The organism is Aliivibrio kagoshimensis, assembly GCF_050337105.1.
GTDB classification, from domain to species: Bacteria; Pseudomonadota; Gammaproteobacteria; order Enterobacterales; family Vibrionaceae; genus Aliivibrio_A; species Aliivibrio_A kagoshimensis.
Genome location: NZ_JAKJSQ010000005.1, coordinates 75,140 through 97,975, shown reverse-complemented (window position 1 = coordinate 97,975; position 22,836 = coordinate 75,140). Strand labels below are relative to the sequence as shown.

The window sequence follows — 22,836 nt, the reverse complement described above, 5'->3', positions numbered from 1 at the left end:
CCCTTTTTCACGCCTGTTATTACTCGTCTAGGAAGCTACGAAGAACTTCAGAGCGGCTAGGGTGACGCAGTTTACGAAGGGCTTTTGCTTCGATTTGACGAATACGCTCACGAGTAACATCAAACTGCTTACCAACCTCTTCAAGAGTATGGTCAGTGTTCATATCGATACCAAAACGCATACGCAGTACTTTCGCTTCACGAGGTGTTAACCCAGCAAGGACATCGTTGGTTGCAAACTTAAGGCTGGTAGCCGTTGCAGAGTCAACTGGAAGTTCTAGCGTGTTATCTTCAATGAAGTCACCTAGGTGCGAATCTTCATCATCACCGATAGGGGTTTCCATTGAGATCGGCTCTTTAGCAATCTTCAATACTTTACGGATTTTATCTTCAGGCATATCCATACGCTCTGCCAGCTCTTCAGGGATAGGCTCACGACCCATCTCTTGTAGCATTTGACGAGAGATTCGATTCAATTTGTTGATCGTTTCGATCATGTGAACCGGAATACGGATAGTACGTGCTTGGTCAGCGATTGAACGAGTAATTGCCTGACGGATCCACCACGTTGCATAAGTAGAGAACTTGTAACCACGACGGTATTCAAATTTATCTACCGCTTTCATCAAGCCGATATTACCCTCTTGGATAAGATCCAAGAACTGCAAACCACGGTTGGTGTATTTTTTCGCAATAGAGATAACCAGACGTAAGTTGGCTTCAACCATCTCTTTCTTAGCACGACGAGCTTTTGCTTCACCGACAGACATACGACGACTGATATCTTTAATCGTATCAACAGGTAGGCTAGTCTCTTCTTCAACCGTTTTGATTTTGAAAATGGCGCGACGAATCTCTTCATCGTAACGTGTCAGCTTTTCAGCGTATGGCTTGCCAGACGCTAATAGCGTATCGAACCATTCTTGCGAAGACTCATTACCAGAAAATGCGGTGATGAAGGTCTTTTTAGGCACTTTACAATGCTCAACACACATACGCAGGATCAGACGTTCTTGGGTACGAACTCTGTCCATGCTACCGCGCATTTCACGAACGAGGTAATCAAACTGCTTTGGTATTAGGCGGAATTCGCGGAATACTGTGGTCAGTTCGCTTGCTGCTGCACGAGAGTTTTTGTGAGCACGTCCATGCTCTTCAAACGCTAGCTGCATATTATGATACGTCGTGCGAAGCTCTGAGAATTTTTCTAGAGCAAGCTCAGGATCAATGCCTGTATCTTCCTCTTCTTCCTCATCATCTTCGGCTTCTTTATCTTCGTCTTCAAGCTCTGCGGTGCTGAGCTCTGAACCGATGTGTGTTGCAGTAGGTGCCGCTGAACCGTCATCATCTGGATCAACAAAACCTGAGATAATGTCAGTTAAACGAATCTCTTCTGCTTGAACTTTATCAAACTGATCAAGTAGGTATGAGATTGCGCCAGGAAATTCTGCAACAGAACATTGAACTTGGTTAATACCATCTTCAATGCGTTTAGCAATATCAATTTCGCCTTCACGGGTTAGAAGCTCGACCGTTCCCATTTCACGCATATACATACGAACAGGATCGGTTGTGCGGCCAATTTCACTCTCAACAGAAGAGAGTGCAGCAGCAGCAGCTTCTTCAGCGTCTTCATCAGCAACGCTCTCTTTCATCATTAAGTCATCAGCATCAGGTGCTGTTTCAACGACCTGAATGCCCATGTCATTGATCATTTGAATGATGTCTTCAATCTGATCGGAATCAACCATATCTTCTGGTAGATGATCATTGACTTCTGCGTAAGTCAGGTAGCCTTGTTCTTTACCTTTAACGATAAGTAACTTAAGCTGAGACTGCGGATTTTGCTCCATAGATGATATCCAACTTCTGGTCTAGGTGACGAATAATGTAGTATGCGCGATGCAAACCGCTAATATTATCAAATTTCTATGTTGTTGACTACTTACCCAATATATATAGTTAAAGCTGTGGCTTTTGCCTACTTTTAATAGATATTTTGGTATTAATTGGGACGATTAATCGATAATTGATTTAATTCCCATTTCTCTTCGACTGATAAGCCGACGCTTCTTGATTTCGTCTTCAACATTTCCATTCGCTGTTCGATACACTGGTTAAGGATATTATCCAATGCGTCGGTAAAAACATCTTGTTGATTATCTTGATCTAATGGCAAGTCCCAGCCTGCCAGTCGAGATAATAGTGCTTCATTTTTATGACCACGCCAATATTCTAATAATCGGCCTGTGGATATATGGGGGTTCTCTCTGCATATATCAAGTAGTTCAGTAAATAAACTTAGTCCAGGCACTGATAACTGACCAACTTCAGATAGGTCAGGAACCCATTCCGATAACCCCGGATTTTGCAGTAATAGGGTGATCGCCTCTCTCATTGGCGTGCGTTTTATCTCTGGTTGTGGCCTGCGTTTTACATCGGCATCTTTAGGTTTTGATAACAGCTGTTCTAGCTGTTTCTCATCGGGAACACCAAGCAGTACACCTAGACGTTTTAATAAGTGTATTTTCAAAGTCTTACCAAGTACTTTATCGATTAGTGGAACCGCTAATACCTGTAATTTAGCCAATGCTTCTTTACTGTTACTGTCCACTTGTTTGAGAAGGTTACTGTAGAAAAACTCGATCAATTCTGTGGCATCTATTACCTGTTGCTCAAACGTCTCTTTACCAAATTTTCGGATATAAGTATCCGGATCTTCACCATCGGGTAAAAACATAAATTTAAGTTGTTTACCATCGTTTAAGTATGGCAAAGCATTTTCCATTGCGCGCCAAGCGGCCTCTCTACCTGCATTATCACCATCGTAGCAACAAACGACGGTACTGGTTTGACGAAATAGAGTTTGTATGTGATCACCTGTGGTGGACGTCCCCAGTGAGGCAACCGCGTAATCAACATCAAACTGGCCGAGAGCAACAACATCCATATAGCCTTCAACCACCAATATTTTTGGCGGTTCTCGGTAGGCTTGAAGTACCTCATACAATCCATAAAGCTCTTTGCCTTTATGGAAAATAGGGGTTTCAGGAGAGTTTAAGTATTTGGGTTTTTCATCGCCAAGAACACGGCCACCAAAGGCGATAACTCGGCCTCGACGATCGCGAATTGGAAACATAATACGGCCACGAAAACGGTCGTAGCGATGGCCTTTATCGTTTTCAATTAACATCCCACCGGAGACCAGTAAATCTTGGTTGTTTTTCTCTTGACCAAAATTACTGCGAACTAAGTCCCACTCATCAGCCACATAACCAATGCCGAACTTCTGAACGATTTCTCCTGAAAGGCCTCGGTTTTTCAAGTAAGTAATGGCTGCACTGTTAGCGGAGGATTTTAATTGGGAACGATAAAATTGACTGATGCTATTCATCAAATCATAAAGATCGCGCTTTTCACTCTTATTTGCCGTGGGTGCCGTCGAAGTTGGGCCACCTACGGTCTGCTCTCTTGGTACCTCTAATCCGAATTGTTGTGCGAGATCTTCAATCGCTTCAACAAACTCTAAACGGTCAAACTCCATAATGAAGTCAATGGCATTGCCATGAACGCCACAACCAAAACAGTGATAGAACTGTTTCTCTTGGCTGACGGAGAAAGAGGGGGTCTTTTCATTATGGAAAGGGCAACATGCGCCGTAATTTTTCCCTTGCTTTTTCAGTTTTACACGCGCATCAATGAGGTCGACTATGTCAACTCGTGCGAGTAAATCATCAATAAAACTACGGGGAATAAGACCGGCCATAACCACCTAGATGTTAATTACCAATAATAGGTATGAGTGTATTTTGAATACAAACAAGCCGTGCATACCAGTAAAGGTAGCACGGCTTGTTGTAAATTAGGTTAGGTTTAAGACAGTTTAGCTTTCACTAGCTGGCTTACTTTACCCATGTCAGCACGACCTTGAAGCATAGGTTTTAATACACCCATTAACTTCCCCATATCTTGCATGCTAGCAGCACCTGATTCAGTGACGGCCTTGTCTAAACACTCGGCAATCTCTTCATCGGTTAATGCTGTTGGCATAAATTCATCAAGAACGGCAATTTCTGCAGTCTCAATATCGGCAAGATCGGTACGACCTGCTTTCGTGAACTGATTAACAGAATCACGACGTTGTTTGATCATTTTTGTCAGAACCACAATGATTTCATCGTCAGTCAAGGTCACTCGATTGTCGACTTCACGCTGCTTAATTTCTGACAAAGCCAAACGAATAGTACCAAGACGAGCTTTCGCCTTGGCCTTCATTGCTGACTTTTGCTCGTCTTTGAGTTGATCAATTAGAGCCATAACTAAATCCTTGTAGGTTCAGTTATTAGTACATACGTACGCGACGAGCATTCTCGCGAGACAGCTTCTTAGCGTGACGCTTTTGAGCTGCTGCTTTAGCGCGTTTGCGAACAGTAGTTGGTTTTTCATAGTGCTCACGACGACGCACTTCAGAAAGAACACCTGCTTTTTCACAAGAGCGTTTGAAGCGACGTAGAGCTACGTCAAATGGTTCGTTTTCACGTACTTTAATTACTGGCATATGCCTTTCACCTCAGGGGTTATTATTTGCTGGCGGTTATATGACCAGCTTGTTTAAAAATGGTGCGAAATTTTAATCTGATCTTGGGGTATTTGTAAAGCATTCTTACCTAAGATCTGGTTAATTTCTTTTTTGAGCTGTAACATTAGCCCTAAATGGACCATAAACAGAGAAAATAATGAAAATTTTAGGCATCGAAACTTCATGTGATGAAACAGGTGTTGCCATTTTCGATGAAGAAAAGGGGCTGTTAGCTCATCAATTGTACAGTCAGATAAAACTTCACGCAGATTATGGTGGTGTTGTACCAGAATTAGCGTCTCGTGACCATGTAAAAAAGACCATTCCATTGATAAAAGCGGCGCTGGCGGATGCAAATCTGACCTCTGATGACATTGATGGCATTGCTTACACTGCTGGCCCAGGCTTAGTTGGAGCGTTATTGGTTGGCGCTACAATTGGTCGTAGCTTAGCTTATGCGTGGGGAGTTCCTGCGGTGCCTGTGCATCATATGGAAGGTCACCTTCTGGCCCCAATGCTTGAAGATAACCCACCAGCCTTCCCATTTGTGGCTCTATTGGTCTCTGGGGGACACACCATGATGGTTGAAGTGAAAAAGATAGGCGAGTATCGCATTCTTGGCGAATCGGTTGACGATGCCGCTGGTGAGGCTTTTGATAAAACGGCTAAATTGATGGGGCTGGATTACCCGGGCGGTCCACTGTTATCTAAACTGGCAGAAAAAGGCACCAAAGGACGCTTTGTCTTTCCACGTCCAATGACCAATCGTCCAGGCTTAGATTTTAGCTTTTCCGGATTAAAGACGTTTGCGGCAAATACAGTACGCGCTAATGACGATGATGACCAAACTCGAGCGGATATTGCGTATGCTTTTCAAGAGGCTGTTGTTGATACATTGGCAATAAAATGCAAACGAGCACTTAAAGAGACTGGCTTTAAGCGCTTAGTCATTGCTGGCGGAGTGAGTGCGAACAAATCGTTAAGAAAAGAGCTTGAAAATACGATGAAAAAGCTGGGGGGAAAGGTGTTCTACCCTCGTACCGAGTTCTGTACAGATAATGGCGCTATGATTGCCTATGCGGGTATGCAGAGACTAAAAAATGGTGAAAAAACAGATCTAAGCGTTACGGCTAAACCGAGGTGGCCAATTGATGAGTTAGAACCTGTTATTGATTAACATCGATAAGTAATAAAAATGTGTGATTAGAGAGGCCTGATGAGAATCAGGCTTTTTTATTACTTTTTTTTCTGCCAAATTTTAGGTTCTACCCCATCAATAAAGCGTTTGATATTCTCGTGATGCCTAAACACAATTAAGCAGGAGAGCATGGAGACAGGAATGGTGTACTGAGGTTTGATAAACCAAGTGAACAGTGGGGCAAGCAGTGCGGTGCTCATTGAGGCCAATGATGAGTAACCTGTCACAATCACGGTGGTTAACCAGGTCGAAAATAACATACCAGTAAGGTCTAAACCAATTGGCGCCATTGCTCCCAACGCAGTAGCAACGCCTTTGCCCCCTTTAAAATGAAAAAAGAGAGGATACATGTGACCTAGACAGGCGGAAACGCCAAGCATACCGAGAATAAAGGGATTAAAGCCTAAATAGTAACCACTCCAGACTGGAATCATTCCTTTAAGGATGTCGCACAGCAATACCAAACCGGCAGCGCCCCTTCCGCCCATACGCAATACATTGGTCGCCCCTGGATTATTTGAACCAGAAAGACGAGGGTCTGGAAGACCTCTTAATCGGCAGATCAATACGGCACTCGATATCGAGCCTAGAAGGTAGGCACAAATGATCATGGTAAGAGCGAGTGGGGTCATCTCTTTTATTTTCCTTGCAATGAGCTTAGAAATCTATGCTGATTGAGTTGTTTTATAGTATATTTCTATTCCTTTCAAGGATACTACGTGTTTTTCATGTTGTTGGGTATCCGACCTGTTATAAAAAAGTGTGGATAAAAATGGATTTAGTATTTATTGAACAACTTGAAGTTATTACCACGATTGGTGTTTATGATTGGGAACAGCAGATTAAACAGAAATTAGTGCTGGATTTAGAGATGGCACATAATAATAAACCCGCAGCTGAGTCCGATGATGTCGCCTTTGCCTTAAACTATGCGGCCGTCAGTGACGCAGTGACAGAGCATATTGCTACGGGGCGCTTTCTATTGGTTGAACGAGTTGCTGAAGAAGTGGCAGAGTTGATTATGAGTCAGTTTAGTGTGCCTTGGATTAAGGTTCGATTGACTAAACCTGGTGCTGTAGTGAACGCCCGTGGTGTTGGCGTAGTGATTGAACGCGGCCAGCGATGAATACGGTATATATTGGCATTGGTTCCAATATAGAGCGGCATTATCATGTCGTTGCGGCCCTTGAAAAGTTGAGAGGTATTGATTCAGCACTTCGTCGCTCAACGGTCTATGAAGCGGAACCTGTTGGTTTTTGCGGTAATAGTTTTTTCAATTTGGTGGTTGAATTAACCACATCATTGTCACTTTCTCAACTGTCATCAAAGCTTAAAAAAATTGAAGTAGAGTTAGGTCGGAGAGCGGACGCAAAGAAAAATGAAGATCGAACCATTGATCTGGATATCTTGTTATTTGGTGAGCAGATTGTCACTTCTCCTAAGATACCAAGAGATGATATCTATAAGTTCGCTTTTGCATTATGGCCGTTATTTGAGCTGTGTCCGCATCGTGTGATCCCAGGTGATGGGCGCACAATCTCCGAATTATGGCACTCTTTTGAGCATGAACAGCTTCTCCGAACTGTCGAAGTTGATAATATTTAAGGTTAGTAATGAGTTATTTTGAAGCATTCTTTCTCGCTTTGATTCAAGGGTTAACGGAGTTTTTACCGGTCTCCAGTTCTGCGCATTTAATATTGCCTTCTCAACTGTTTGGCTGGGAAGATCAAGGTTTAGCCTTTGATGTCGCGGTGCATGTCGGCACGTTAGCAGCAGTGATCATCTATTTTAGAAAAGAGGTGGTGACGTTACTTTCAGCGTGGGTAGAGTCGATTTTTAGATCGAAGCATAACAAAGAATCAAAGCTAGCTTGGATGATCGCATTGGCGACAGTTCCAGCCGCTTTATTTGGTTTGCTGATGAAAGACTTTATTGAGTTGTATCTCAGAAGTATGTGGGTGATCGCAGCCACAACGATCATTTTTGGTCTGCTGCTTTGGTGGGTTGATAGACAGGCCAAACAGACAGAAAATGAGTACCAAACTGGGTGGAAAAAAGCGCTGTTCATTGGTGTCGCTCAAGCCCTAGCCATGATACCTGGGACATCACGTTCAGGTGCTACGATTACGGCGGCGCTCTATTTAGGGTTTACTCGTGAGGCCGCTGCTCGTTTTTCATTTTTAATGTCAATACCAATCATTACCTTAGCCGGAAGTTATTTAGGTCTTAAACTTGTTACTGGTTCTGAACCTGTGCATGTGGGGTTCTTGCTGGTTGGTATTGTGACCTCATTTTTAAGTGCCTATTTATGCATTCATCTGTTTCTAAAGATGATCACTAAAATGGGTATGACGCCGTTTGTCATTTATCGACTGTTACTCGGTGTTGGGTTGCTTATTTTACTGTCAACTCAATAGAAGATACTGTTTATCGGACGTCATAATTAAGGAGCCCAATGGCTCCTTAATTATGACGTTAACAGTTTAAATTGTTTTACTGCTTCAATGCGCCGTTTCGTTAATTCAGTTCTGATGTCAGCCCCTTTCACCCCACTTGCTACGATCTCTTTTACTTCAACAGATAAGGCGGCTTTAAACGCGTTACGCAGTGTGTCGGCTTGGGTATAGGTTTTGTGTTCAAACCCTGTCCTGCCTTTAAAGTCGGCGGTACAACATAGGGCGAGTTGCTCGACTCGTTCTGGCTTTCTCCATGCATCAATCTTGTCAAACAGCTTCACAAAGGTAGTGGCTTTTAGCTCATTCGCATGATGCACATTGGTGTGATGTTCGCACACGATGAGAGCCAAATCTCTGCAATCATTAGGAACTTTGACTCGCTGACAAAGAGTCTTAATCACGTCTAATCCTCGTTTCTCATGCATTTTATGGCTAGGGAGAATTGATTTAGGGGTCAACGCTTTTCCAAGGTCGTGTAACTGAGAAGCAAATCGAATCAATACCAATGGGCTTAATCGTGCCGCTTGTTCAGCCACCATGGCTGTGTGTACGCCAGTATCAATCTCTGGGTGCCACTGCTCGGGTTGTGGAACGCCATAAAGCGCATCGATTTCAGGCAGTACAACTTTAAGCGCGCCGCACTGTCGTAATACCTTTAAAAACTGTTGGGGGTTGTCATAAGTCAGGGATTTTTGCCACTCTTGCCACACACGCTCTGGGGTTAACTCCGTAAGCTCGCCACTCTGCGCAATGTGACTCATTAGTGCGAGAGTTTCATCGGCAATAGTAAAGCCTAAATGATGGAAGCGTGCAGCAAATCGTGCCACTCGTAATACTCTGAGTGGATCTTCAATAAACGCAGGTGAAACATGACGTAAGACTCGCTGTTCAATATCAGCTAGGCCGTTATAAGGATCAATCAGGCGGCCCTCTTCATCCTGCGCGATGGCATTGATGGTCAGGTCTCGACGGATCAGATCTTGTTCTAAAGTGACATCAGGGCTTGAGTAGCAGGTAAATCCTTTGTAACCTCTACCCGCTTTTCTTTCCGTGCGAGCAAGGGCAAACTCCTCTTTGCTTTTGGGGTGCAAAAAAACAGGAAAATCTTGACCTACGGTTTGGTAACCCAAAGCAGTCATCGCTTCAGGTGTTGAGCCGACAACTACCCAATCACGGTCTTTTACTACTAAACCAAGTTGGGCGTCTCGAACCGCGCCCCCGACTAGATAGCTCTTCACTATTCATTCCTTACTGACAGTTGGTAAATACATTGAGTACTATACAAGATTGACAGATCTTTCTTTACTTTCCAACGTTCAATGTTAATTTGCCTGTATCATGCTGGTTAATAAATCGATTCAATAACGGAATAGCGCAAGAAGGCAAAATGTATAAGGACTTTTATCAGTTTACCGAGTCTCCATTCTCAATTGTTCCTAGTGCTCGATTTCTTTTTTTAAGCCATCGTCATCGTGAGGCTTTAGCTCAATTGCAGTCTGGCCTATCTAATGGTGGGGGGTTAGCGCTACTTACTGGCGAAGTAGGCACCGGGAAAACGACCGTATCCAGAGCGCTGTTAGCTGGGCTTAACAGTGACGTACAAGCTGGGTTAATCTTAAATCCTACCTTTACTCGCCAAGAGCTGCTTGCCAGCATTTGTGATGAGTTTTCGATCTCGTATCAAGCTGAAGAGAGCGTAAAACAACTCAGTGATGCGATCTACCACTTTTTACTGAGTAATCACGCTAAAGGCATTCAGACGCTGCTCGTTATTGATGAAGCACAGCATTTAACGCCTGATGTCCTCGAACATTTGCGATTATTAACCAACCTGGAGACCGATAGCCAAAAGTTGCTTAAGGTATTGTTGATTGGTCAGCCAGAGCTTCAACACCACCTTCAGCAAGATAACCTGCGCCAATTAGCACAGCGGATCACTGCCCGTTACCATCTACTGCCATTGACGGCTGATGACGTAAGCCGATACATCACCTTTCGTCTTCAGGTGGCAGGCTGCCATCAACCCATTTTTAGTACCAGTGCGATGCATTCTATTGCCAAGCTTACTGGCGGCGTTCCACGGCTGATTAACTTAGTGTGTGATGAGTCTCTGCAATTGGGGTATCGAGAAAATAGCAGAACAATCAGTAAAAAACAGGTGGCGACCGCAGGACAAAAAGTGATGGAGTGGCAAGGTGCTAAGAAAGCTAACCCTAAGCGGCCCATACTTCTAAAGTCAGTTGTTTTTTCTTTTGTCAGTTTACTGCTGGCCACGTTGAGTTACACATTGTTCATTGCACCGAAAGAGGCTGCCCCTACCATCGAGGCTGAGATTATTGAACCGGCAGTCATTGAGAATATTGACAGACCAGACTACCTCTCAGATGGTGAGATTATGGCGTTGGTTCAACAGTCAGGAGACACAGCTGTTGCCATGCAAACCCTATATCGCATATGGGGTTATGAGGTTGATATTGACAGCGCCCAATGCCGTAATGGTATTGAGGCTGACCTCTACTGTATGCAAGGTAATAAAGGCCTAAATGATTTGCGGGAGTTCAATCGTCCGGCGATGGTTACTTTAACTGTCTTGCAGCACCCTTTTTATGCGGTACTGTTTGCGCTTGATGGAGATGCTGTTGAGTTATTAGTGGCGGATCAGAGGGTAAAAATTCCTCTAGAGTGGTTTGAAGCGCACTGGGGAGGGGAGTTTACGTTGTTGTGGCACTCACCTATAGGCAGTGACAAAGTACTGAAGTATGGTCAAAAAGATGACAAAGTGATGCAGTTTGATCTGTTATTAGCCTTAGTGATGGGAGAGAGAAGTATCAATACAGACCATTTTAGTGAAGCATTACTTGAGCGAGTGAAAATTTTTCAGCAGCAAGAGGGGTTAGAACCTGATGGGATGGTAGGATTGAAAACCTTGATTGCGTTAGATCGTTTGCTGAATCTACAAGCCCCCAAATTGGAGGCGATGCAGTAATGTCGAAGATCCTTAATGCGCTTAATCATTCAGAGCAACAGTTTAAGCAGCAACAGAGTCTAGAAGGAATGGCTGGGCACTATTCTTTTTTAGAAGAGAAAAAAAGCATCAATCTCTACCTATTGTTCTCCCTGTTGGTATGTGTCCCTGCTGTTGTTGTTATGGTTATTGCTATTATCATCAATCCAATGCCCGCTAAGCAGTTTATAGAGCGATATTTTTCGCTAAATATCAGTAACATTGTATCTGTAAAAAGTGTCATACCAGTGAGTCAACAGGCGTCCATCGTCGTTGCAGAAGCATCTTCAGGGTGGCTCATTCTTGATTACCCGCATTTTGAGACTCAACCATTACCCAAAGCACAGCTAATCGTAAGTAGTGACCCTTTGCCTTCAAAAAAGGTCGTGAACGTTAACGTAGAGAGTGTAGCTGAGCGAGATGAGAGTGAGGTGGACTTGCATCAGTTAGATATGAGTGAGCTCTCCCCAGAGATTGCTGCGCGTTTAAAAAGCATTATGCAGAATCAATCGCCGCAGCCAACACGCCAACCAGTATCTGACGGCCCTAGGCTGGCAGAGTATGGAACCATTGTTCTACCTAGGCATAGTGCAGAGTTTGTCGGAAAGCTGCCAGCCATGAATTTTCAAACCCATATTTATGCCAGCCAAGCAGATAGGCGCTGGGTTAAAGTGAATGGCGTTGAAGCGACTGAGGGAGATGATATTGCATTGGGCGTGAGGTTATTAGAGATAAAGCCAAGAGAAGTGATAGTGGACTTCAGAGGAGAAACTCTATCCATTCCATCATTGTATGAGTGGGGCGGGTAAACGTATTTTGAATAGCTTCTGTTAAATAGATAGCAAACAAAAAAACCAGAACGTAAGTTCTGGTTTTTTTTATCTGTTTTGCTTATGCCCAGCCGTTCTGTTTTTTCTTACGGCTCGGGATAATATGAGGAAGTATTAGGCCAAAGAGAAGACCAATACCAGCAACGCCACCGCCATACATGAAGTATCTAAGTAGCAGGTCCTCTTTTTGTGTGTCTAACTTAGCACGAAGTTCACGAACCTCAGCTTGAGAAGCCGTTAACTGATTGTTCATTTCACTGTAGTTCTGCTCTAACTCTTGAATCTGGGTGTTTCGTTGAGCCAGGGAATCAGACATACCTGCTTTTTCATCATTCGCGGCAGTACGAGCATTGGATAGTTGCTCTTTCACCGTTTTAAGCTCGTTTTCAAGCTGTGGAAGTCGAACTGCCATACTCGCTCTGTTTGATACGTACTTACTTTCGACCCAACCTTTACGGCCACGTGGGTCTAAGATTTGAGTGAAACCAGTACTTTTATCCGACGTTAGGTAAGTGATTTTATCACCAGCATTAACACTGCCAATGATCTTAAACTGATTACTTGGCCCTGAATGCATATAGGTAAATAGATTGTCGGCAATATAGCGAGTTTGCGCTTGAGTTGGAAAAGCCATGGTGGCGACAATCATGACTAAGCTAAGAAGATACTTCACTGTAGAATCCTTTATTGGCATTAAATAATAGTTCACTGACTAAAGTGAATATTAAAAACTTTCTTACGATGGTGCAAGGGAAGTTATCAATAAAAAAAGGAAAGCCAAGCTCTCCTTTTTCTTTGATCTTCACTATTAATTAGCTAGCTAAAGATTGCATTATATAGAAGAAAATAACGGCAAGCAGCGCACCAGCGGGTAAGGTTACAACCCATGAGGCAACGATATTACGTACTACACCAAGGTTTAGTGCCGCTATACCTCGAGCAAAACCAACCCCTAATACGGCACCCACTAAAGTTTGAGTCGTTGAAATTGGCAGACCGGTTCCAGACGCCAAAACAACGGTAGTTGCCGTTGCAAGCTGAGCGGCAAAACCGCGACTCGGTGTCAATTCTGTGATACCTGTTCCAACGGTTGCCATTACTTTATGCCCCATTGTCGCAAGACCCACTACGATACCGATGCCACCAAGAGGTAGAATCCACCAAGCAATTTTACTGGTTGCAGTAATCTCGCCCATGTTTTCGATGGTTGAAGCTATGGCAGACAAAGGACCAATGGCGTTGGCTACATCGTTTGAGCCGTGCGCGAATGCCATAGCACAAGCGGTAATAACCATTAAGGTACTAAAGATTCTCTCTACCCCACCAAAACCGCGGCTGTCTTTTTCATTATCGTCAGTTACGTTAGCGAATTTACGGTTGATGTAGTAGTAACCACCCACCATCACTAGCGTCGAAAGCACCATTGATACTATCCAAGCCTCACCAGATGAAAGGTGTAAACCAATGTGCTTAAGTCCTTTCTTAATGGTGACAAGCGCAATCACCATGGTGGTAATAAACATATAGATAGGAACAAAACGCTTAGCATTGAATAGTGGCACTTCGGTATCGAATATCAAACGTTGTGCACTGGTGAAGATCATATAGGCGAATAGGCCTGATATGAACGGGGTGATTAACCAACTTCCGACAATTCCTTGAACTGAGCCCCAATCAACTGCTTCTGGTCCAACGGAGATGCAAGCAAAACCTATGATGGCACCAATGATTGAGTGAGTGGTAGAGACCGGCCATCCCATGTAAGAAGCGAGTAATAACCAAGTACCTGCAGCCAGTAGTGCTGACATCATACCGAAAATTAATACGTCAGGTTGAGATGCAAACAGTGAGGTGTCAATCACCCCTTTTCGGATTGTATCTGTGACTTCACCGCCTGCTAAATAAGCACCGGCAAATTCAAAGATCATCGCAATGATGATCGCTTGTTTTACAGTAAGAGCTTTAGAACCAACTGATGTACCCATAGCGTTAGCTACATCATTCGCACCAATACCTATGGCCATTAAAAAACCAAAAGCAGCGGCAACGATAAGCAGTAAAGTACCGTAATTCGCAATGATATCCATTGTATTACCTGTTAATGAAAAAACTGATTAAGAGCGAGATAACATGAGTTCAAGTCTAGCGCCAACACGCTGAGCTTGATCTGCTATGCCACCAACCCACTCAAGAATTTTGTAGAGGAACATGATGTCGATTGGATTGTATTTAGATTCAATCGCCATCAATTGTTGACGAAGAACAACCTGAAGGGCATCAGTGTCATCTTCAATAATGTCTAATTGGTGGATCATTTCAGCAACGAGAGTTACTTCACGGCCTTTAAAGCCAGTCTCTAATAGCTCATCGAGTTCATTGATCACCTTTTGAGCTTGTTTTGCCGCATCTAAACAGCGAATAACATACTCAACAAATCCCTTTTGCATTGATGATGGGATTTGAAGTTGGCGACCGTAAACTCGACCTGAAATATCTTTTGCAAGATTGGCAAGTTTATCTTGTTGAGTCAGTAGCTCTAACATATCGCTACGATCAACAGGCATGAAAAGACCGCGAGGAAGTTTTAAGCGGATTTCACGTTTAAGAACGTCAGCTTCTTTTTCTAAGTGCGAAATCTGTTCACGCATTTCACCGGCTGTTTCCCAGTCATCGCTAGAGCACGCTTCAAAAAAAGGTATCAGTAGAGAACAACATTCGTTGACACAGACTACATGACGTTGCAAAGGCTTAATTGGGGACTTTGCAAATAACCCCATAATTGTATTTACTGGCATGGTTTCTAAACCTAATTAAACAAAGACCGAAATTGGTGTTTTGTTAAGCGATGGCCATAAAGGCGCGAATGTTAACCCAATCACTGTTGTAATAAAACTATTTTAGATCATGAATTGGTGATATTTCAGACTTGCCGTCGTGAACTTTTGGCAATATCCTTGATTAGTCACTCGTTAAAGGGTTAATCATGGAAACTGAGATAGAGCTAAAATTTTTTGTTTTGCCTGAATTTTCTAATATTTTACAGTCGAAAATTGCGGATGCAAAGATTTTACAACAAAGTAGCAAAAACCTTGGGAATATCTATTTTGATACTCCTAACCAGTTATTAAGAAAACATGATATTGGGTTTCGTATTCGGCGATTTGATAATGTGTATGTTCAAACTCTGAAAACCTCAGGTCGAGTGGTTGCAGGTTTACATCAAAGGCCGGAATATAATGCAGAGCACGACTCTAACCATCCTGATGTGTATCTACATCCAGTCGATGCTTGGCCTGAACAGATTAATCTGTCTCAATTGCAACAGGAGTTAGAACCACTATTTTCTACTAATTTCGTTCGTCAACAATGGTTGATCGCTATGCCTGATGGTAGCCATATTGAGTTAGCTTTTGATCAAGGTGAAGTCATTGCTGGTGAAGACGTCGCATTGATTTGTGAAGTTGAATTGGAGCTTAAATCTGGACAGACCGATGCGCTCTTTACCTTAGCGAGGACACTGTCGGAAGAGGGGGGGATGCGATTAGGTAACCAAAGCAAAGCGGCGAAAGGTTATCGACTAGCCGGGGGTCAGTTAAGTGATGAGATAAAGTCACTCTCTACGGTTAAGGTATTACCGAGTGATTCTGTTGAGGCGTGTTTTATTGCCTCTTTAGAGCATGCATTAGCGCACTGGCACTATCATGAACAGATATACATTGAACGCTCTGGCGCTCAAGCACTGCAAGAGATCAGTACAGCGATCTCTTTTATCCGTCAGATTCTAGCCGCATTTAGTGACGTAATTCCAAGACGTGCGAGTGCCGTTATCCGGCAAGAACTGAAGTGGCTCAATGAAGAGTTCACTTGGTTGGATCAGGCGAAATATATTACGGCGTTGACAGAAGACAAAGGACAGCCCTTACGACGTCTCGATGCTCAAAAACAGATAGTCAGTAACCTGACTTCGCAATTTGAAAATCTCCCCGACAGAGAGGATTGCTTAGCACTGCTGCAATCTTCTCGGTACTGCGGCTTATTACTTGATATGAGTCGTTGGATCTTAACTAAAGGATGGCAACCATTTTTGGATCACCCTGCGAAAGAGATAATGGAAACGCCTATTGAGGGATACTCGAAAGAGCTGCTTAATAATACTTGGCAGCAACTGCTTGATGCATTTCCAGTGGGGGCGAGTTTGCACTGTGAAGACTATGTCGTTCAGAAATCCTGTTTAAGCCGTAATCTTATGACTGGGATCTGTTTTGCTGACATCTATGAAGAAGATCGTCGAAGTAAGTTCCGTATGCCATGGGAAGACCTGTTAGCGGGCATTGACGATCTGGAGATGTTAGAACCGCTAAGAGTACAAGTTGAACTGCTTGATGGAGAAGAGAAAGAGCAGTTGATCCGTTGGATAGAACGGCAAGAACGTTCGTTATTGCATGCAATGGATCAGACGAGAAATGCTGGAGTGGACATCCCCCCTTACTGGCAGTAGCTAGACAGGGATAAGAACGTAAAGCCGCAGTGTAGAGTCAATACTGCGGCTTTTTTAGTTCTACTTACTTTTATCATCTTCTATTCTCTTTTCAATAGAGTCCAGACGGTCTAGTAGCTGTTTCTGTTGTAAAATAAGTTGATCCCACTGTTGGTTTTTCAGGCGACGTTGCTGCTCTTTTTCTCTATCAATATGATTCTGTTTTGGTTCCGTGATGACAGAGCTGATTAAACCTGAAATCATACCGAACATACCGACACCACATATGATAATAATTGAGGCGAGAAGTTTTCCACTAGCACTCACCGGATAATGGTCGCCATAACCGACTGTCGAAATAGTGACAAAAGCCCACCATAGCGCATCACCACCATCTTTAATATTGGCATCAGGGTGCTGACTCTCAATCATTAACATCAGACCTGAACCGATAGTGATTAAAATGATCATAATTAAAAATATCGAAGCCAGAGTCGCCTCACGACGATAGGTTTTCAGTTGATGCAAGATCAATTTACTGGATTTAAGAATACGGATCAGTCGGAAAATCTGAAAGATTCGCGCATAACGAAACACCTCAATGACCGGCAAGCTGGCAAGAAAATCAATCCAGTGCGTTTTCATATAATCGAGTTTGTTGCTGCTACGAGTTAAATCCAAGGTAAGCTGAAAAAGAAACACAGAACATATGAGTGTATCAATTCCGATTAGAAGCTGGTGAACCTCTGCGTTTACTGGCGCAAAGAGCAGTATTGAGATAATGATTAATGAGATGAACGACAAGAATAACGACATCAAACTCATTGGTTTTAAGTCGGTTCTGGTAGAGTGGATAGGCATTATTACCTCTTAAATAGAGCGTGAAACATATCAATAGAACCATCATGTTGAAAAATAGGGTGGTTAGTCAAATAAAGATGACAATAGATGACTGATTTTGCTCAGTGTTGAACAAGTTAAGGATAAAAGATGCTACTGACCCCCCTTTTAAAAGAGACTTGCCAAGTGGCGGTTGAAAATATTGAAGCGCTATCACCGGACTGTTTTTCAACATGGTCAACGGCGCAGATCAAACAAAGAGACCGTGTTCTTGCGGGCAGTGACTTTGTTGCGGAAGCCCTACGGTTCGATCTGGAGTTAGTGCGAATACTGCCGTCGATGTTAGCTGACGAAAGCCGTCAGGATCACTACCGTTCTCGACTCGCACACCTTTTAGAAGCCTGTAAAGATGAAGCTTCTTTTATGCGTGCACTGAGAGCATTTCGTCGTCGAGAAATGAGCTATATTGCATGGCGCGATTGTGTCTCGTCATGGGAGTTAACCGAGAGTTTAGAACACCTATCAGAGCTTGCCGAAGCAATGATTTTTGAGGCCTACTCTTGGTTGTATACGCAGTGCTGTGCTGAGATGGGGACTCCTATGAACAGTGAGGGTGTACCACAGCCTATGCTTATCATTGGTATGGGGAAACTCGGTGGCAGAGAGCTTAATTTCTCATCTGATATTGATCTGATATTCACCTATCCAGAAAACGGAGAAACACAAGGTGCTCGACGCAGTATTGCCAATGCTCAGTTTTTTACCCGCTTAGGTCAGCGCTTGATTAAAGCGTTGGATCAACAGACTTTTGATGGTTTTTGTTATCGAGTCGATCTGAGATTACGACCCTTTGGAGAAAGTGGGCCGTTAGTGATGAGTTACGCGGCTCTTGAAGATTACTATCAAGAACAGGGGCGAGACTGGGAACGTTATGCGATGGTAAAAGCACGTGTAATGGGCAAAGAGATGTACAGTCAGTATGAAGAGTTAAGCCAAATGCTGCGACCATTTGTATTTCGTCGATATATTGATTTTAGTGCCATTCAGTCTCTGCGCCGTATGAAGTCGATGATCAACAGTGAAGTTCGTCGTCGAGGGTTAAGCAATAATATTAAGCTAGGAGCTGGTGGCATTCGAGAGATTGAATTCATTGCTCAGGTGTTTCAACTTATTCGAGGAGGACGTGAACCGTCGCTTCGTGGTCGTGGCTTATTAAAAACACTTGATGCCATTAAGCAGCTCTCTCTACTGCCTGATGATGACGTCGATACCTTACAAAGCAGTTATGTCTTTTTACGACGAATAGAGAATCTGCTGCAAGCGATCAATGACAGTCAAACTCAGACCTTGCCCGACAGTGAGCTTGATCAACAGAGACTAGCATTTGCCCTCCACTTTGAAGGTTGGCAGCAACTTTTAAAAGAGATTGAGCGAGTGATGATCAGTGTTGATCTTATTTTCCAGCAACTCATTGGAGAAGAAGAGCAAGAGGATGACAGTAAAGTCTCACCACACTTCCAAGAGTTGTGGGCCATGGCCAGAGAAAAAGAGGTCTCCGTTACGATTTTAGAGGAGTTAGTTGGGGATAAAGCGGAATCATTAAGCGATCAACTTTATCAATTTAAAACCGAGCTGAGTAAAAAAACATTGGGCCCACGCGGAAGGGAGGTACTTACTAACTTAATGCCAAAGATCCTTCATGTGATTCTGCCACGTCGCGATGCTCATGATACGCTCCCCCGAATTACCGCACTGCTATTGAAGATCGTTACACGTACTACCTATTTAGAGCTGTTAGATGAACATTCTGGCGCGCTGCAGCATTTGGTTCGTTTGTGTGCTGCTAGCCCCATGGTGGCTGAACAGTTAGCTCGTTATCCGGTACTGCTGGATGAACTGTTAGATATTCAACAGCTCTATAACCCTATTGCAATCAGTGATTATAAAAGTGAGCTTCATGAATTTTTAGCTAGGATCCCTGAAGATGATATGGAGCAGCAGATGGAGGCGCTGCGGCAGTTCAAACAGATTGCTCTATTAAGAATAGCGGCTGCAGACATCGCAGGGGGATTATCTGTGATGACGGTGAGTGACCACTTAACCTATCTGTCAGAAGCGATCATTGAATCTGTGGTCCATCAAGCGTGGTTGCAGGTCACTGAGAAGTTTGGTGAGCCAGAATACTTGAGATCGCGCAGCGGTAAAGGTTTTGCCGTGGTTGGTTATGGAAAAGTGGGCGGTTGGGAATTGGGGTACAATTCAGATTTGGATGTGGTCTTCTTACATGATTGCCCGGCAAATGGGGTGACTGATGGAAAGAAACAGATTGATGCAAGACAGTTTTATTTACGATTAGCCCAGCGCATTATTCATATTTTCTCCGTAAGAACTACGTCGGGCATCTTGTATGAGATTGATACCCGTTTAAGGCCATCTGGAGAGTCGGGTTTGTTGGTTTCTCATATCGACGCATTTGAAGAGTACCAACAACAAGAGGCATGGACTTGGGAACATCAGGCATTAGTTCGAGCTAGGGTAGTTTTTGGTGATGAACCGTTAACCACAGCGTTTAATGCCACTCGACATAACGTTGTTAGTCAGGCGCGTGATCCACTACAATTACAGAGTGATGTGGTCTCTATGCGTCATAAAATGCGAGGCCAACTGGGAAGTAAAGAGGGCAGTCATCAATTTAAATTGAAAGAGGATAAAGGCGGTATTACTGACATTGAGTTTTTGGCGCAATACCTCGTTCTAAAAGAGAGTGACCAAATTTCAGAGTTAACTGTATGGTCGGATAATGTACGTATTTTTGAGTCTATGGCGAAGTATAATGTGATGTCCAATGAGTTAGCGACAGCGCTTTCCAATGCCTACTGTGTGATGAGAAATGAGATCCACCATCTGAATTTATTGGGTCTCTCTGCTGAAGTGGAGGATTCACAGTTCACCGAAGAGCGAGAGACTGTCACCCAAGCCTGGCAGCAGTGGCTAAAAGATGTTTAATTTTTAATTGGATAGGCGTCACCCTGTGATAAAATCGTGATGCAATTATATTCTCGGAGAAAACTATGAAACCCACTCTTCCAAATTATCAGCAGTCAGGTGTTCTTATTGTTGGTGATGTGATGTTAGACCGCTACTGGACAGGTTCTACCGGACGTATCTCACCCGAAGCGCCAGTTCCTGTTGTTAAAGTCGAAAATAATGAAGAGCGACCAGGTGGGGCGGCAAACGTCGCGATGAATATTGCTGCTTTAGGTGGTACCGCGCATCTTATTGGTATGACAGGGGTTGATGAACCTGCTCAAGCGTTGTCAGATAAGTTGACCACTCTGAACGTTAATTGTGATTTTATTGCGCTAAAAGAGTATCCAACCATCACCAAACTTCGAGTATTAAGTCGTGGTCAGCAGCTCATTCGTTTGGATTTTGAAGATGGCTTTCATGATGTAGAACCTGAAGCGGTTCTTTCTCGCATTGAAACTTCTCTACCTAAAGTCAGCGCGATGATCCTATCGGATTATGCCAAAGGGGCGCTAGAGCACTCTCGATTAATGATCGCTCAAGCACGCGAAGCTGGTATTCCGGTATTCATTGACCCTAAAGGCGCAGATTTTGAGCGTTATCGTGGTGCGACGCTACTGACGCCAAATATGTCCGAATTTGAAGATGTTGTCGGTAAAGTAAAAGATGAACAAGAACTGGTAGAGAAAGGGCTGGAAATTATTGAAAAATATGATTTTGAAGCGCTGCTGGTTACTCGAAGTGAACATGGCATGAGTTTACTTAGAAGAGCACAAGAACCTCTGCATCTGCCTACATTAGCAAAAGAAGTGTTTGATGTTACAGGGGCTGGAGATACGGTGATCTCTGTATTAGCCGCCTCCGTTGCTGCGGGTAAACCACTGGATCAAGCGTGTGCATTAGCAAATGCGGCGGCAGGTGTTGTCGTTGGTAAGCTGGGCACCTCTACGCTCTCCACCATTGAATTAGCAGAGGCGATTCATGGCGGACAAGATACTGGATTTGGTGTGATTGGTGAAGATCAACTTATTGTAGCCGTGAAAGATGCTCGCGCTCGTGGTGAAAAGGTGGTGATGACTAATGGTTGTTTTGATATTTTGCACGCAGGGCATGTCTCCTACTTAAACGAAGCGGCAAAACTGGGGGATCGCCTTATTGTTGCAGTGAATTCAGACAGTTCTGTTCAAGGGCTAAAAGGGCCTGGACGCCCTGTTAATCCGGAAGATCGACGCATGGCAGTGCTTGCAGGGCTGGGTGCGGTTGATTGGGTGGTTGATTTCAGTGAGCAAACCCCTCAGCGATTGATTTCAAAAGTATTGCCGAGTTTACTGGTAAAAGGTGGAGATTATAAACCTGAAGAGATTGCTGGTGGTACAGAAGTGATTGCAGCTGGTGGCGAAGTTAAAGTTTTGAATTTTGAGGATGGCTGTTCAACGTCAGAAATTATCGAAGCGATTCGTGGAGGGAAAGGTTAATCAGTGATGTGGTTAACTATGCCGACTCCCTGTCGGCAACTTTCTCTTCTGATGAGAGAGAGTTAACTCTTTATTTCTTTGTATAGGTTACTTTAGATTCAAACTGCTTAGCAATAGAGTTAGATATGCCATATGCTTGTTTTTTAGTTAATTTGTTACTAACAACAACAGGTAGCCACTTGTTTAGCCATGGGTCAAACCACGTTACTTCATAAATCATTATGTCACTTCCTCGTTTAACGATTGATTTGTGTGCATTGTATAGCCATAATTAATAAAAATAAAGTACACAATACTTTATTTTTACGTGGTATACGTTGTAGTGGCGTTTATGAAATTGAAATGTTTATTTGAATTTCATATTATTGAGGATAAATACAATGGAAGATCATTATGCCTAGAGTTAGTCAAAAAGTAGCCCAAGAGACACGCCGCCGAATTATTCGTACCGCTTTTAAGATGATTCTTGATGAGGGGTTTGAGTCTCTAACTTTTACCAATATCGCTAAATGTGCCAAAATCAGTCGCTCAGGTATCAATGCGCACTTTAAAAAGAAAGAGGATTTGATTCACGAGATTGAACCGTTAATGGTTAACTTAATTGTGACTCGGCTTGATTTCACTTCGGCCAGTAACTTTTGGAACTCTTGGGTTGATCAAGTTGACAATGCAAAGGATTTTCAAAATGTTATCTTATGCAGTATCGAGTTTAGTTATAATAAAACGGGCTTCAATAACTTAACAAACGCGATACAGGGTGATAAAGAGGAGTGTACAAAAGTGGCTTATCAAGCCGTAGGTTATGCTCAAATACACCTAAATAGTGTTGAATAACCCCTCCTTGTCAAATTCCATTGCGTTGATGAATAACTCTGCATAGCATGGTTGGCTTGAGCTGATACCCGAACCGTACTTGAAAATCATGTTAGTTGATGACGAATAAGGCTGTAA

General features: G+C 43.3%; 21 protein-coding genes. 10 read left to right on the top strand and 11 right to left on the bottom strand.

The window, feature by feature from the left end:
- Positions 1–19: 19 nt before the first annotated feature.
- From rpoD to rpsU, 4 genes are all read right to left on the bottom strand, one after another.
- The gene (rpoD, locus tag L4C32_RS03070; RefSeq protein ID WP_428195381.1) at positions 20–1,852 is read right to left on the bottom strand and encodes an RNA polymerase sigma factor RpoD; all 1,833 of its coding nucleotides are present in this window, start codon (positions 1,850–1,852) and stop codon (positions 20–22) included.
- 152 nt (positions 1,853–2,004) lie between these two features.
- Positions 2,005–3,765 carry a DNA primase gene (gene dnaG, locus L4C32_RS03065; protein ID WP_428195380.1) on the bottom strand — a complete coding sequence of 587 codons (1,761 nt, stop codon included), beginning with the start codon at positions 3,763–3,765 and terminating at the stop codon, positions 2,005–2,007.
- Positions 3,766–3,872: 107 nt separating this feature from the next.
- A complete protein-coding gene (locus tag L4C32_RS03060) occupies positions 3,873–4,316 on the bottom strand; it encodes a GatB/YqeY domain-containing protein (RefSeq protein WP_428195379.1) in 444 nt (147 codons plus the stop codon).
- A 25-nt stretch (positions 4,317–4,341) separates the two neighbouring features.
- Entirely contained in the window at positions 4,342–4,557 is a 216-nt protein-coding gene (gene rpsU / locus L4C32_RS03055; protein ID WP_428195378.1) for a 30S ribosomal protein S21, read from the bottom strand.
- 178 nt (positions 4,558–4,735) lie between these two features.
- On the opposite strand from rpsU, the gene tsaD reads away from it, so the two are divergent.
- A complete protein-coding gene (gene tsaD, locus L4C32_RS03050; protein ID WP_428195377.1) occupies positions 4,736–5,755 on the top strand; it encodes a tRNA (adenosine(37)-N6)-threonylcarbamoyltransferase complex transferase subunit TsaD in 1,020 nt (339 codons plus the stop codon).
- Between the two features lie 59 nt (positions 5,756–5,814).
- Here the strand turns inward: tsaD and plsY are convergent, their stop codons facing one another.
- The gene (gene plsY, locus L4C32_RS03045) at positions 5,815–6,408 is read right to left on the bottom strand and encodes a glycerol-3-phosphate 1-O-acyltransferase PlsY (protein ID WP_428195376.1); all 594 of its coding nucleotides are present in this window, start codon (positions 6,406–6,408) and stop codon (positions 5,815–5,817) included.
- A gap of 140 nt (positions 6,409–6,548) precedes the next feature.
- On the opposite strand from plsY, the gene folB reads away from it, so the two are divergent.
- The 3 genes from folB to L4C32_RS03030 are packed head-to-tail and all read left to right on the top strand — an operon-like array spanning position 6,549 to position 8,193.
- Complete coding sequence (gene folB, locus L4C32_RS03040; RefSeq protein WP_428195375.1) at positions 6,549–6,902, top strand: dihydroneopterin aldolase; 354 nt, start codon at positions 6,549–6,551, stop codon at positions 6,900–6,902.
- Positions 6,899–7,381 (top strand): 2-amino-4-hydroxy-6-hydroxymethyldihydropteridine diphosphokinase, encoded by a 483-nt coding sequence (gene folK / locus L4C32_RS03035; RefSeq protein WP_428195374.1) that lies wholly within the window; start codon positions 6,899–6,901, stop codon positions 7,379–7,381. Before folB ends, folK begins: the two co-directional genes overlap by 4 nt.
- Before the next feature lie 8 nt (positions 7,382–7,389).
- Positions 7,390–8,193 (top strand): undecaprenyl-diphosphate phosphatase, encoded by an 804-nt coding sequence (locus L4C32_RS03030; protein WP_428195373.1) that lies wholly within the window; start codon positions 7,390–7,392, stop codon positions 8,191–8,193.
- Positions 8,194–8,243: 50 nt separating this feature from the next.
- Here L4C32_RS03030 and L4C32_RS03025 read toward each other — a convergent pair whose 3' ends face one another.
- Positions 8,244–9,470, bottom strand: coding sequence for a multifunctional CCA addition/repair protein (locus L4C32_RS03025; protein WP_428195372.1), 1,227 nt, complete (start codon positions 9,468–9,470; stop codon positions 8,244–8,246).
- A gap of 149 nt (positions 9,471–9,619) precedes the next feature.
- On the opposite strand from L4C32_RS03025, the gene L4C32_RS03020 reads away from it, so the two are divergent.
- Both L4C32_RS03020 and L4C32_RS03015 read left to right on the top strand, forming a co-directional pair.
- Positions 9,620–11,218 (top strand): ExeA family protein, encoded by a 1,599-nt coding sequence (locus tag L4C32_RS03020; protein ID WP_428195371.1) that lies wholly within the window; start codon positions 9,620–9,622, stop codon positions 11,216–11,218.
- Positions 11,218–12,045, top strand: a complete 828-nt coding sequence (locus tag L4C32_RS03015) for a general secretion pathway protein GspB (RefSeq protein WP_428195370.1) — start codon at positions 11,218–11,220, stop codon at positions 12,043–12,045. Before L4C32_RS03020 ends, L4C32_RS03015 begins: the two co-directional genes overlap by 1 nt.
- 82 nt (positions 12,046–12,127) lie before the next feature.
- Here L4C32_RS03015 and L4C32_RS03010 read toward each other — a convergent pair whose 3' ends face one another.
- The 3 genes from L4C32_RS03010 to L4C32_RS03000 form a co-directional block, all read right to left on the bottom strand.
- Entirely contained in the window at positions 12,128–12,739 is a 612-nt protein-coding gene (locus L4C32_RS03010) for a TIGR04211 family SH3 domain-containing protein (RefSeq protein ID WP_428195369.1), read from the bottom strand.
- A 139-nt stretch (positions 12,740–12,878) separates the two neighbouring features.
- Complete coding sequence (locus L4C32_RS03005; RefSeq protein WP_428195368.1) at positions 12,879–14,153, bottom strand: inorganic phosphate transporter; 1,275 nt, start codon at positions 14,151–14,153, stop codon at positions 12,879–12,881.
- A gap of 27 nt (positions 14,154–14,180) precedes the next feature.
- Positions 14,181–14,861, bottom strand: a complete 681-nt coding sequence (locus L4C32_RS03000) for a TIGR00153 family protein (RefSeq protein ID WP_428195367.1) — start codon at positions 14,859–14,861, stop codon at positions 14,181–14,183.
- A gap of 188 nt (positions 14,862–15,049) precedes the next feature.
- Here L4C32_RS03000 and L4C32_RS02995 point away from each other — a divergent pair, with 188 nt between their 5' ends.
- A complete protein-coding gene (locus L4C32_RS02995) occupies positions 15,050–16,564 on the top strand; it encodes a CYTH and CHAD domain-containing protein (protein WP_428195366.1) in 1,515 nt (504 codons plus the stop codon).
- A 60-nt stretch (positions 16,565–16,624) separates the two neighbouring features.
- Here L4C32_RS02995 and L4C32_RS02990 read toward each other — a convergent pair whose 3' ends face one another.
- Complete coding sequence (locus L4C32_RS02990) at positions 16,625–17,404, bottom strand: potassium channel family protein (RefSeq protein ID WP_428195365.1); 780 nt, start codon at positions 17,402–17,404, stop codon at positions 16,625–16,627.
- A 129-nt stretch (positions 17,405–17,533) separates the two neighbouring features.
- Between L4C32_RS02990 and glnE the strand changes: the two genes are divergently transcribed.
- Together glnE and hldE are read left to right on the top strand one after the other, a co-directional pair.
- Positions 17,534–20,389 carry a bifunctional [glutamate--ammonia ligase]-adenylyl-L-tyrosine phosphorylase/[glutamate--ammonia-ligase] adenylyltransferase gene (glnE, locus tag L4C32_RS02985; RefSeq protein ID WP_428195364.1) on the top strand — a complete coding sequence of 952 codons (2,856 nt, stop codon included), beginning with the start codon at positions 17,534–17,536 and terminating at the stop codon, positions 20,387–20,389.
- Between the two features lie 65 nt (positions 20,390–20,454).
- Positions 20,455–21,885, top strand: coding sequence for a bifunctional D-glycero-beta-D-manno-heptose-7-phosphate kinase/D-glycero-beta-D-manno-heptose 1-phosphate adenylyltransferase HldE (gene hldE / locus L4C32_RS02980; RefSeq protein WP_428195363.1), 1,431 nt, complete (start codon positions 20,455–20,457; stop codon positions 21,883–21,885).
- A 70-nt stretch (positions 21,886–21,955) separates the two neighbouring features.
- On the opposite strand, the gene L4C32_RS02975 is transcribed toward hldE, so the two are convergent.
- Complete coding sequence (locus tag L4C32_RS02975) at positions 21,956–22,105, bottom strand: hypothetical protein (RefSeq protein WP_428195362.1); 150 nt, start codon at positions 22,103–22,105, stop codon at positions 21,956–21,958.
- Between the two features lie 173 nt (positions 22,106–22,278).
- On the opposite strand from L4C32_RS02975, the gene L4C32_RS02970 reads away from it, so the two are divergent.
- Complete coding sequence (locus L4C32_RS02970; RefSeq protein WP_428195361.1) at positions 22,279–22,719, top strand: TetR/AcrR family transcriptional regulator; 441 nt, start codon at positions 22,279–22,281, stop codon at positions 22,717–22,719.
- The last annotated feature ends 117 nt before the right edge of the window (positions 22,720–22,836 follow it).

What these genes read in the sequence shown, in the direction of transcription:
- L4C32_RS02970 (WP_428195361.1), top strand. Translation starts at nt 22,279, where the DNA reads ATGCCTAGAGTTAGTCAAAAAGTAGCCCAAGAGACACGCCGCCGAATT.
- rpoD (WP_428195381.1), bottom strand. Translation starts at nt 1,852, where the DNA reads ATGGAGCAAAATCCGCAGTCTCAGCTTAAGTTACTTATCGTTAAAGGT.
- dnaG (WP_428195380.1), bottom strand. Translation starts at nt 3,765, where the DNA reads ATGGCCGGTCTTATTCCCCGTAGTTTTATTGATGATTTACTCGCACGA.
- L4C32_RS03015 (WP_428195370.1), top strand. Translation starts at nt 11,218, where the DNA reads ATGTCGAAGATCCTTAATGCGCTTAATCATTCAGAGCAACAGTTTAAG.
- plsY (WP_428195376.1), bottom strand. Translation starts at nt 6,408, where the DNA reads ATGACCCCACTCGCTCTTACCATGATCATTTGTGCCTACCTTCTAGGC.
- folK (WP_428195374.1), top strand. Translation starts at nt 6,899, where the DNA reads ATGAATACGGTATATATTGGCATTGGTTCCAATATAGAGCGGCATTAT.
- L4C32_RS03060 (WP_428195379.1), bottom strand. Translation starts at nt 4,316, where the DNA reads ATGGCTCTAATTGATCAACTCAAAGACGAGCAAAAGTCAGCAATGAAG.
- L4C32_RS02975 (WP_428195362.1), bottom strand. Translation starts at nt 22,105, where the DNA reads ATGATTTATGAAGTAACGTGGTTTGACCCATGGCTAAACAAGTGGCTA.
- L4C32_RS03030 (WP_428195373.1), top strand. Translation starts at nt 7,390, where the DNA reads ATGAGTTATTTTGAAGCATTCTTTCTCGCTTTGATTCAAGGGTTAACG.
- L4C32_RS02995 (WP_428195366.1), top strand. Translation starts at nt 15,050, where the DNA reads ATGGAAACTGAGATAGAGCTAAAATTTTTTGTTTTGCCTGAATTTTCT.
- L4C32_RS03000 (WP_428195367.1), bottom strand. Translation starts at nt 14,861, where the DNA reads ATGCCAGTAAATACAATTATGGGGTTATTTGCAAAGTCCCCAATTAAG.
- L4C32_RS03005 (WP_428195368.1), bottom strand. Translation starts at nt 14,153, where the DNA reads ATGGATATCATTGCGAATTACGGTACTTTACTGCTTATCGTTGCCGCT.
- folB (WP_428195375.1), top strand. Translation starts at nt 6,549, where the DNA reads ATGGATTTAGTATTTATTGAACAACTTGAAGTTATTACCACGATTGGT.
- glnE (WP_428195364.1), top strand. Translation starts at nt 17,534, where the DNA reads ATGCTACTGACCCCCCTTTTAAAAGAGACTTGCCAAGTGGCGGTTGAA.
- hldE (WP_428195363.1), top strand. Translation starts at nt 20,455, where the DNA reads ATGAAACCCACTCTTCCAAATTATCAGCAGTCAGGTGTTCTTATTGTT.
- L4C32_RS03020 (WP_428195371.1), top strand. Translation starts at nt 9,620, where the DNA reads ATGTATAAGGACTTTTATCAGTTTACCGAGTCTCCATTCTCAATTGTT.
- L4C32_RS02990 (WP_428195365.1), bottom strand. Translation starts at nt 17,404, where the DNA reads ATGCCTATCCACTCTACCAGAACCGACTTAAAACCAATGAGTTTGATG.
- tsaD (WP_428195377.1), top strand. Translation starts at nt 4,736, where the DNA reads ATGAAAATTTTAGGCATCGAAACTTCATGTGATGAAACAGGTGTTGCC.
- rpsU (WP_428195378.1), bottom strand. Translation starts at nt 4,557, where the DNA reads ATGCCAGTAATTAAAGTACGTGAAAACGAACCATTTGACGTAGCTCTA.